Raw genomic sequence first — 11,641 nt, forward strand, 5'->3', positions numbered from 1 at the left:
TTAGCGATCAAATACCGCTGGGTGAACTGGTTCAACAATCGCATAATCAAAACGAACTTTTACAGAAGATGTTGTAGCTAGTTTTCTAACACGTAGTTTTGTAGAACCGTCATGATTGAAGATCAAGTAGAATGTTTTATACTGTCCACTTGTATCAAAGTCTGTTCCGTTTAAAGTAGCTTTGTTAATAACTTGGTTTGTCTTTGAGTTAACTGCAGAAATCTCAACAACCGCATTAGAAGGAAGACTACTTGTTAATAATCTTACAATCGCAACATAACGACCATAATGCATTCCATCTAACGGAGCATTTAACAGGTCTGAAGCAGCAGTAGCACCACTTTCAATTGCTTTGTTTAATAATGTTTTTGAGTCAGCAACTACAGTGTTACCAGTTGAAGATGCATCATTTGAATCAAACTCTCTTGTCCATCGAGTGTTTGTCTTCCCTAATACTTTCAACTCTGCATTTTGTGCAATTGTCCCACCTGTTGTTTCAGAAATCTTGTCGTTAATCGCATCAGCTACTCTCGTATTTGAAGTTGATTCTACGTAGATGTCAGAACCGGTGATTCCCGTAGCAGTCTTTGTTAAATCAACGTTTGCCTTCGGAAGTTTACCCTGTACTTCTTGTGTAAGCATAATCTTCTCTGGCATACCAGGGATTCCTGAAGTGCTACCTAAGTGACGGTGTTGCTGAATTGTAGGATTTGTAGGTTTGTCCTTATCAAACTTCCATACTGGTCCACCGTATCGTTTATCGAACTCAGCATACCAGTCATGAGTTTCAAGTGCATCTATACGAGACTTAACGGTAGAAGTTCGTTTAAGGTTTAGTAGCACGTTTGGGTCTGTAATAGGTTTTCCGTTTACATCCTTTGGCGCAGCTGGCATTTGAGCTAATTCTCCTAGCATACGCTGTACTGCCATTACAGCATCTTGTAGAGAGTTTACATGCTCAGCCATATTATAATCTTTAAGGTTTGTCCATCGTTGCAGGTTGGGGTTCGATTTAGAACCACTTCGCTCGTCGAATAATTCTGGGAAACGAGTAAGAACTAAATCTGGGTAAACATTATTCCCAACTGCGTTTTGTACTGAGCCAGTTTCAGCCATATTTTATCCACTCCTTGTTAATTTGGTAGATTAAGAGATAAAGAACCTTCTCGGTTAACTCTTACTGATATACCTTGTGATCCTCTTGAGAATGATCCCTCTGTATCTATAACGGCAGAGAATGAACCTTTACCAAGAGTTACAGAACCGCTGCCTACTTCTACATCAGCTAACGTCGTTTGGGTCATTGTATTATTTAGAGTAAAGTCTTCATCTGTTGTTAATTTGTAAGACTGAGGCGTATCATTCTGATCGGTCCAATCCACTATAAGCTCTTCTAAAACAGGTGTCACTGTTCTATCAGCAGTTTTCATATCTACATGAATTTTAATTTGTGGCTCCTCATTATTATGAAGAGCATCTTCCCCGGTAACGATTTCCATACCAGGGGACGTATTGTCGCTAAATGTATAACCATAACGATTGTCCCAAGTGATATGAGTTTGATATAGGAATTCACGTAAAGCTACTAATACGTAATGAAGCGGAATAATTTCAGAAGCCATTACTGTATATTTATAATTCTCTAAATCATACTCATCATTTGGTATTTTTCCTTTAGCAACTATCTTGTATTTGAATTGGATTTCTGGGTGATTCTCTTCAATTTGTTCCTCTGTTCCATGTAGTCCAACATAAGCTTTGAATTCTCGAACAGAAGACTCTTCTTTTGGAGCAGTTACTAATAAATCGTCACCGCTACCAATACCTGATTGTACTTCGTTATCTTTCCATGAAGCAGAGAAACCATCCCAGATATGAGGTAGATAATGAAACCCCATATTGTTTTCTTCAATACTACGCCAATAAGCTTCTCCCCAGTTCATATGATCCCAAGAGAAACCTAGATTGCTATTAATCTGATTTACGTATTGGATATATGTTTGAGAAGGTGTCCCATCTGTATTCACAAGTTTTGTTTGAACATACTTATCATCAGATAGCGAGCCTAATTCAACTTGAGATTTATCAATGCCAAGTTCTCTACTAATACCATTAATAATCCCTTTCTTTGTTGCTCCACCAGGATTCTTAAAGACATCTAAGATACGATTCTTAAAGTCTTCGTTTCTTTCACCTGGTAATCTAGAAATACCTAACAACATACCAAACTCGTCAAATACGTTCCAGATATGATGAAGCATATATTCATAATGAAGAGTATCTCCTACCTCAATTGCATCGAATGGTTTGAAGATATTATCCTTCATATAGTAATCCATTACTTTGATATACACATAACCTTCGATAGTATCAATCATGTAGGAGTTGTCGTCACTTTCAAAAAATATTCGCAAAGTATCAACTGGCATACAATCTCTTTTTACACCATCAATAACTAAACGAACATGAAGATCTGGTGTTTCAACATCCACAACGTCACGAGTAGCAAGCGGAATCTTATAGCAGTAATCGGCTGTTTGTAAGTTTGCTGTACCGATGTACATGTTGTTCCAAGCTTGCTCTATGTAACGTTCAATCTCTGATAATTCAACACCAAATGCATCTAAAAATAAGGCCCCTATCGATTTCGGATCTTTGGCCATCTTCATCCATTGAGGAAGCATGGACATCATACTCGTTGTATGTTTGTTTAACAATGTGCCACCTACTTTCTATGCTACGTTAATTTTTCTTAAGAAGTATCGTTCTTCTAATGAAGGTTCTACATTCTTAATGAAGTACTCTTTTTCACCGACAACAAGTTTTTTAAATTCCATATCAAGAATTTGTTCGCTTGTTTCCATTACACGTTGAATAATTTCATTGATAATAATTGGAGAACCCATGTTTAATTGTTTCATGTATGCTCCAACATTTTGAACAACTTTATTGCGGATATGTTGTCTTTCAAGAGAAGTTGTTTTGGAGTGGAAAATTAAGTTGAGAGTAATGTCCACGGGGTTGTATTCACTTGTTTTTACTTCTACATTCATGCCATAAGCAGCTACTTCAGATATAACGCTTTCTACACGAGTTAATAGATCGTTTTCAATTGGATAAACTTGAGGAGTAACATAACATGTAAACGAGCCTGTTCCTCTTGTAAATCTTTTAAACTGAGCATCAGCAACACCATCAATTCGTAGTGTTTTTAATCGTATAGCAATTAAATTTGCACTCTGTTCAACAGATACTTGATTAGAGATTCTTGCACGATAGTTATCGTCTGATTCATCTCCATCACGAGTACAGTTTAACAGTTCACCAATAAGGTCCAGATATCCGCCTGTTGATGTTGAAATAAAACCCATCTTAGTAATTAAATCTAATTCATCGTAGAATGGACTAAATTCTTCTATCATTACTTCTGCAAACATTCGAGCAATCGATCCTGGACTTGTTTCAGTAATTCCACCTTCAGTTCGAAGTCGAGTCAAAACCGCTTCGAGCATTTCATCCTTTGATTTTCTCATTAGCTGTTCACCTCATATTCTGATAATAAACCATGTTCTAAATTAAATAGAACTGGTATAACTAAATCTGCTATTTTTCTTCTAACAGTAATATAGAAGAGTATTTCGCTCGAATTAACAGGGACGGGTCTAACATTTAGATCACTAGGAAGTAGAAACTTGTCGCGAGTTAAACTTTTTTCAATTAGGGACTTTCCTAAGTCTCCTGTTTCTCTTGTGTTAGGAAGACCAATTAATTCCGATAAATCAGCCCCTATCTCCCGATGTATAAACCAGTCCGGATTGTCTGTTCTTAATCTATTGAGTATTACTTGCTTCTCGCTTAAGTAAGATACTTGTAATGGAATATCCCTTATTAATAATCCTTCTGAGCTATCTGTTGAGATATTTCCTACTGAATCGATATAGAGTAATTCATCAAAGTCATTGTAACTAGGAGAACCAAGCTCTAAATCCCCTTCAGGTGAAAAACGAAAATCCACTTTCATTTGTTATCCTCCTCTCTTTATTCTTGAAGTTTCTATTCCTAGATCTTCAATCATAGATGTAACTTTCGCATCGTAATAATGTTTTCTCTTTTGCTCTTGGAACAAAGGAACATTGATGTCGGATTGTCCATCTTCTAGTGTAGAAATCATTGAAGCTTTTGGAATATTTCTCTTCTCTCCTACCTTATCACCATAATATAAATAAGGATTTAGGTTATGATTATTCCAAATGAATCCATATGGTTTTGTATGCATTCTCATTTCCTTTGTAGCAAAATGAATACTGTCACCATAAAAGATGATTGTATTATCTTTCGCATCCAAACGAATGCCAGTATCCTCATTAACAAACATTTCGATTGAGCCGTCATCACAGAGCTTAAAGGTTGAACCTGTCACTGGGTGTTTTAATGCAATTTCATCTTCGCTAATAAATTGCCAGTTCTCTAATTCCTTTTCTAAACTCTTGGCCTTAAAGTTAACAAGTTCATTTTGTAATACTTGGCGCCAATAAGGATAATGAATATCTTTGTCTCCATCTCCATATGTTTTATTTATATATGCTTCATTCATTGGAATCCTCCTTTCTAAAAAACACGGGATTGTCTAATTGTTCTTCCACCATATGGACTAAGATAATTTTCTTCGCTGTGATTTGATTTATATACTGTAGAAATATAAGGTGATTCCTTAGATTTATTTTTAAAGGAAATTGAAACTCTATCACCGTTTTTAACAGCTTGTGTAAATACACCGTCTCCATCTTTAGGTAAAGATACTTCTTTCATTGTTCGTAAAGCATGACTGTTTTCATCTGAGTAGACTACTTCACAGGTTAGTTTTGTGTAATCTACTTGAATTACATAACCTTCAATGGTTCCTTGTAGTCTATTTAAAGACGGTACAACTACTTTACTATAAATAGACTGATGGATTTGACTATTAAAGTTCATTGAATCACCTTCTCTTTAATACTTTCTTGAGTTATGAAATCATCTTTCATAGGTTTATAGATTGATTTGTGCATATTCTCATAGGCTACATAGAATTAATACGGATTTTTTATTTTCCTTTCTTCATTATGATAGATAAATAATTTGTCATAATTCTCACTAATAGCAATGAATGGATTTCCATAGTCAATCATGTTCAGCTATTATACTGTTCAATTTCCTCTTAATTTTCATGCTGTCACCCACTTTCCTGGTCCCCCATAAATAGGAACTCCATCGTACATAATGTCCTTTCCTTTTGGCGCAATGTCTATATGAATAAAACCCTTTTTGTTTTTGAAATCTCCACCAATCGCAATCGACCTCAAACCTAATTGCCAGGCACAGTCTGCAATTTCCCTTACCTCTTCAATACTTCTAACAAGAATGTCAACTGCACAACCTGCTTCATGGGGTGAAAGTTGACCAGGGTTACTAAAGCGAAAACCACTAATAACTTCAAAATAAGGCTTTTTGGTTTTCAAAAGCAAGCTTTCAAACACCCTTTTTGCATCTGGTGAATAAAGATTTCCTTCATGACCATCGTATTTGTCACTATGAATAAATCTTTCCTTATTTAAGGAAACCATCTTTTCATACTTGGTAGTTCGGGCCCAACCAATACGATTAAGAAGAAAGTACTCTCTTGTGATGTCACTTTTCTTAAGAGAGTCTCCTATGAATTGAACTGGTAGGTACGGGAAAGAACTTCTGTACGTCTGATCAATTAGTTTTTCTTCTTTCGATAATTCTGCTCCATCCTTCTCATAAAGGGCGTGCATTGGTCTTTCATTACCTTCTTCTTTCTCATCCGCTTTTGCTGAGAAGCTAGCCTTAGGTGCAATAGATTTTACTTGAATAGCTGAAGCGCTGCCTCGAATATCAACATAGTCTTCAGGGTTCTTTGTAGTTCCTCTTCTGTTATTAACAAAGTCTGTACAAACCTCAAAGTGTAAATGGACACCTGTTGACTGCCCCTGCATACCCATATTGGCAATATGTTGTCCTCTTTTTACTGTATCACCGGTTTTTACTTTTAATGTATTAGGAGGCATGTGACCATAAATCGTATATAAGTCATCCTTATGCTTAATAACTATCCAAGTACCAAATCCACCTACTCCACTTCTAGCTTGAAGAACAACTCCATCACCTGCAGAAAGTATCTTACAGTTGGTATCTCCAGGTGTGTTTGGAGCTAAATCCACTCCATTATGATTTGTTCCCCAACGTGCTCCCATAACAGAAGTGAATCTATATGATTTTGGTTCTGCGGGAACGCCTAGTTCACCCGAACCTGTGAAGTTACCAACTCCTCCATCAGGTTCTTTTACGGCGTTACCTTGGTCTTCAGGCTTTTTACTATCATCAGAAGTTTCTTCTACTTCTTCCTCTTCATCATCAGTTTTAGGAAGTTCAAATTTAGCAAGATACTCTTTTCTTTTTTGATACTCTTCCTTACCTGCTTTAATTTTCTTCTTATATGATTCGAGATTATAGGTTTCTTTGTTTGTAGCCATAACTAAACTCACCCGCCCTTAACGTACCTGGTCCCTGATAAAGTGGTAGATTATCATATCCCCAAGCTGATTCAGGACCAATATCAACATGAACAAACTTAGGACCAACCGCAATAGCTCGTAATCCTGTTAACCATGCAGTATCAGCTATATAAATTGCTTCTTCTGTTGAATCAGCATATATGTCCATAGAAATACCAATAGAATGAGAAGACTCTCCATCAGAAGGATCAAACCCTCTAGCTATTCTTAAAATTTTGTATCCAAGTCGATCTTTAAGAAGACGGAAAGCTTGTCTTGCTTCACTTGTGTAGAAATTCTCTTGAGGACCATTTAGATGAATAAACTCATGTGGAGGTAATGGGGAGTAATTTTTCTTCATGTCATAACTGGATGACAGTTTAAAGTCTTCCACATAGTTTGACCTTGGGTACTTTGGAGCAATAATTCTGCTCTCTTTTAATTGTGCAGTAGGGATACTTATCTTAACTGCAAAACTTCTAGCGTGTGCTAATTCATCTTCTGTTGGTGGTAGCTTGACTGGTGTATCCATGAAATCTTCTCTTATCGGATCTTGAGAAAGGTCACAGCCTGCTGCATAATTCTCTTCGATATCTTTATCCGACAAAGTTGTTGATTGAGCCGAAAATGCACTTGCTTTCGCACTACCTTTAACTAATCCCATAAACCAGTCTTTATTAATTCCACTACCAGGACAACTTTTCGGTTCTTTGCCATTAACTAATCCTTCACGGTGAAACTGTACACCCTTTGCTTTAAGAGCAAAGTATTTAGCGATAGCAACAGCAGATTCTAACTGTTTACCTTCCAACTTGTCTTTACCTATATCAAAGTTCCCAATCATTTCATACATGGCGGGGTGACTAGAAGTTGTACCGTTATATCCTTTTGCACTACATGGTACAGATGCAATATCACGTCCAAGAATTACTTGTCCATCCACACCAATAGTGAAGTGTTGCGCGATATTATCCCAGCCTTGGTATACTGTGTGGAACTTTTTCATATCATCGTTTAGCTTTGTCAGTGTCTGACCTTTAGCCTTTGTATGGTCTGGATCATAGGTGTGGTGAACAAAAACCCCATTGATCATACTCGTATCTACAGTGTTTAAGAATTTAACTACTTCATCACCATTTGCAAAAATTTTGTTGTACTCCCACTTTCCACCTGTTCCTTTACCGCCAGCTTGTCCAGCTGCAGTGCCGCCACTACCGCCACCACCCGATAAAACATCTAGGGTTAACATTGTATCCGTGTATGCGTCTCTTCCAAAACCTTTATACATTGCAACTATTTGGTTCGCATAAACATATCCACCACGATAAACCTTGTTTTTTCCGTCAAAAGGCACACTGAAACCGTTATATAACCAAGAAACCCCATGACCATTTTGTTTTAACTCAAATCCTTTACTCTTATATTCTGCATATGGATTTTTACCCCTAGAGATAACGCCTCCAGCATAATTATGTTTTTCTTTAAGAATCATGCATCCTACATAGATATTATAGACTGGATCACTGCATGCTCTTCCAAAGTCTAACTTTAGATTTTCAGTAATATCCTTTTCCGTTTGCATTAACCCAACACAGTTAGAAGAGTTTGGGGTCGAATCGTGTACTCCACCGGATTCCGTTGCCATAATTACTTTAACCAAGAGAGGGTTTACGCCAGCTTTTGCTGCTTGTTCCTTAATATGCTGATTCCATTGATCAGTACCAGCTATTTTACCTTTAAGTCCATTTTGGTATACTCCTCCGTTTAGGAGTTTGTCGGTGTAAACATCTGGTCCAGTGTACTGAGCAACCGTAGGCAATTCTCCATTGAAGTTTACTGAACCGCCACCACCTGATGCTGCAACTTCTCCGCCTCCATCTTTGGGCTTGTCTTTTTTCTTTTTAAGTGAGAAACCCTCTAGAAACTTCTTACGTTCCGCATATACTTCTTTCGCTGCTTTTATTTTCTTTATATACAATTCGATATTATATGTTTGTTTGTCTTTTTGTGCCATATAGCTATTCCTCCTTATTTTGATAAACTAACCATTTATTTTGATTTTCGCTATAGTTAACACAGAAAAAGAAGAGGCTATACCTCTTCTTTCGTTATATTATTGCTGTTTCTTGGCTAACTCATTAAGTTGATGAGCTTTCTCAGTTTTTGCATATACACCTTCTTCCCCCCCTGAATCGGTAAAGAAGTTAGCTATTTCTATAAATGCGTTACCGAAGAACTCTGCATCCCCATCGTCATGGAATAATGTTGCATTGAACATCTTATCATATCGACCTGGTGCATCACCATAAATCATACCTGCATGGTTATTAATACCTGCTGTTAATTCTTTCCCTCTATAAGTTAATGGCATTGCCACAACACATTGAAGGTTTTCCTTAAAACGGCGATAGTGTTCAAACAACATTTCCGTACCAATCCATATTGCTGAATTAACAATGAATCCGAGTGGTGTGAAAGAAGCTGCTCCTCGAAGCGAATTCACTACTCCTTTACCAATCTTTGCTATATCATTAGAGCTTGATAAAATCTTTGCAAAAGCTGTTCCTGATTGCAAAATAGCCTTTTTACTTGTGTTTTGGATAAATCTTATTTTATCTTTTACTTTGCCTGTGACTTTTTGTAAGTTTTTATTTGCTTCTTCAATTTCTGTTGCTAGTTTCTGCTGGAGAGCTTTAACATCACCATCTTCTTTAGAGATGATCTCATCAAGTGTTTTTAGGATTTTATCCATATCCCCATTATTATTTGCCATCCTTACAGTATGTCTGAAACCTTTTGTTGATACCCATTTTCCTACATTAGCAGGGATATTCTTAGACTTTGTGATCCACTTGCTTAGGTTTCTTCCGGCTTTATTTGCTGCAGCACGTATTGCCAGCGTAGCAGCTATTGACTGCCCAAAACCCGCATACCACTTACCCATTTCAATAATTACTTGGTCATCGTTTACTACCAATAAATCTGGTTCGATAGAAGTAATGAATCCTGTTTCCATACTGAAATGATGTGTTACTGATTTAATTAAAGCATTTCCTTGCATGTCATTAATTTCATCATTAATATACATCATGTCATACGGTTTAGCAGTAGGATCTCCTAATACTAATAGATTTCCTTTATACATATCTTTCATACTATCTCTAAGTGTAGAGTGTCCGAAGTATGTGGCCATGACTTCCGAGGTATAAAAGTCTCCAAACTTTGCTACAATGTCTGCTTCTACTACTCTTGTTTTTTGCTTGTCAAAACGAATATCAGCATCTGCATACAGTACAGGCGTTTGTTTTCCGTCATAGTTCACAATAACATTTGTGAAAACATTATCCTCACTAGCTTTAATATTATTTTCAATAATATCATAAGCCGACATGTAAAATTTATTTTGCATATATGGTCGTCTTGCCTCACCTATAAGGTACCTTTTCCATGTTTTATTTGCGACATCAAATTCATATCGAGAATCATAATCAAATGCACAGCGCCAATATGGTTTTCCAAAGAATAATGTGGAGCGTAATTCAAATGGATGAACAGCGGCCATATAGTCTGGAGTCGAATATGCAATTGTTTGAATAATATCCCAAACTGTATTGTTATAGAATTTAATAACTATGTTATCTTCATCACCAGGGTTAAAAATCTTAAACTTATTTTCCCATAGACGTTTCCAGCTAAAATCTTCGAAAATATTATTTCGCTCGCCGTTAGGATGTAACCATTGTGAGAATGTAGGGGTTCCATTAGAAGAATATATATTTTGAGCAACTTCTCCATACTCATCGTTGAACCATAATAGATTACCCAAGGGTTTTGAATCGGTTGAACTACTTGAGTTTACATCAAATGGTTGACCAAAGTGCATGATTCCTAGTGGATTGTCTTTAAACAGCCGTTCATCCACTACGCCATTCATAAAGTCTTTGAACCAACTTCCTTTTGAACTCATAAAGCTACAAATTAAGTCTCTTGGTTCAGTTACTTGGAATAATCCATCATTATTATCATCAGGATCACCAGATACAACGTTCCCTAATTCAATTCCGTCACCTTGAGCAACGATTTCAATTACGTCACCAATCTGAAGTTCTGAAATCGTACCATTGAATACAATTGGTAAAGCACTAGCTGTAGACCCATATCCCATTCTTAAATGGATACGCGCTCCTGTTTCTATGAAGAGATTCTTATTAACTTCATTTTCTTTTTTCTCAATTAAATCTTGAGGTATTTCATTCCAAACATAATTATCCCAAAATTTCAACTCACGATCCACATAGTCCACATCCGTACGTCGAGTTGTTAAGTTAGAATAAACATTAGTCATTGAGATGACTGCTGTATCTGCAGCTATTTTACGAGAACGGTGAACATCAATACTTTTAATAGCATTGAATCCGTACATGTTATCCCAGAATTTATACTTCCCGAAATAAGCACCTTCATGGATAATAAACATCTGGAAACCTGGGAACGCACGAAGCATTCTTCCACGTTGATCATGGTACCTTAAATCATAGAACATTTCTTCATAAAGTACACGCGGATCAACATCATTATACAAACGAGTATCTGTGGCTTGTGTTGAAGCAGTAGCTGTTTCATTAACACCACGAATTGCCTCGTAAAGCTTTGTAGCCTTCTTCATGATTTCTTGAGAATATTTATAACCATTTTTGTCTGCTCTAGGTCCCGATACCTTGTCTGTAAGACCATCAACAAATTCACCAGATTTGCCACCAGTTACCCAGTTCAGTGGATTATATTTCGATCCAGCAACTCCATCTACAACCTTCTCAAACATGCTATCATTCTGTTTTAGTTCGTATAAGAACTTCAGATGTTTTTCATAAGTAGTGTACAATGATTCCTTATCCATTTTTTCAAGGTGTACTTTCATTACCTTCTTAATTTCTTTCTTATTAGAATCAACTTTTAAGTTATTTTCTTTTAATACTGATAAATCATAGTATTCAAGTTCAAGAAGTTTATCAACATAGTCATCTTTGTTTCCATTACCAATTGTAATGAACTCGTCCATACTTAAATTTGCATATGTCTTATACACA

The 11,641-nt window shown here is 36.5% G+C and carries 8 protein-coding genes and 1 pseudogene; all 9 read right to left on the reverse strand.

All coding sequences use genetic code 11. The features are described from left to right. Entirely contained in the window at positions 1-1,116 is a 1,116-nt protein-coding gene (locus HMPREF2590_RS19900) for a hypothetical protein (RefSeq protein ID WP_000852186.1), read from the reverse strand. A 17-nt stretch (positions 1,117-1,133) separates the two neighbouring features. Beyond that, complete coding sequence (locus HMPREF2590_RS19905; RefSeq protein WP_050822035.1) at positions 1,134-2,717, reverse strand: hypothetical protein; 1,584 nt, start codon at positions 2,715-2,717, stop codon at positions 1,134-1,136. 15 nt (positions 2,718-2,732) lie between these two features. Next, entirely contained in the window at positions 2,733-3,533 is an 801-nt protein-coding gene (locus HMPREF2590_RS19910; RefSeq protein ID WP_001232162.1) for a baseplate J/gp47 family protein, read from the reverse strand. Next, positions 3,533-4,021, reverse strand: coding sequence for a hypothetical protein (locus HMPREF2590_RS19915; RefSeq protein WP_000861690.1), 489 nt, complete (start codon positions 4,019-4,021; stop codon positions 3,533-3,535). The genes HMPREF2590_RS19910 and HMPREF2590_RS19915 overlap by 1 nt, the downstream gene beginning before the upstream one ends. A gap of 3 nt (positions 4,022-4,024) precedes the next feature. Beyond that, positions 4,025-4,594, reverse strand: coding sequence for a hypothetical protein (locus HMPREF2590_RS19920; RefSeq protein ID WP_001001211.1), 570 nt, complete (start codon positions 4,592-4,594; stop codon positions 4,025-4,027). A 14-nt stretch (positions 4,595-4,608) separates the two neighbouring features. After that, positions 4,609-4,974 carry a hypothetical protein gene (locus tag HMPREF2590_RS19925; protein ID WP_001010565.1) on the reverse strand — a complete coding sequence of 122 codons (366 nt, stop codon included), beginning with the start codon at positions 4,972-4,974 and terminating at the stop codon, positions 4,609-4,611. A 230-nt stretch (positions 4,975-5,204) separates the two neighbouring features. Further along, complete coding sequence (locus HMPREF2590_RS19930; protein WP_000224635.1) at positions 5,205-6,533, reverse strand: M23 family metallopeptidase; 1,329 nt, start codon at positions 6,531-6,533, stop codon at positions 5,205-5,207. Further along, positions 6,508-8,568, reverse strand: a complete 2,061-nt coding sequence (locus HMPREF2590_RS19935; protein ID WP_000057446.1) for a transglycosylase SLT domain-containing protein — start codon at positions 8,566-8,568, stop codon at positions 6,508-6,510. The genes HMPREF2590_RS19930 and HMPREF2590_RS19935 overlap by 26 nt, the downstream gene beginning before the upstream one ends. A 99-nt stretch (positions 8,569-8,667) precedes the next feature. Beyond that, a pseudogene (locus tag HMPREF2590_RS19940) lies at positions 8,668-11,641 on the reverse strand (nuclease); the annotation flags it as partial.

Source organism: Bacillus sp. HMSC036E02, from assembly GCF_001836235.1.
GTDB classification, from domain to species: Bacteria; Bacillota; Bacilli; order Bacillales; family Bacillaceae_G; genus Bacillus_A; species Bacillus_A cereus.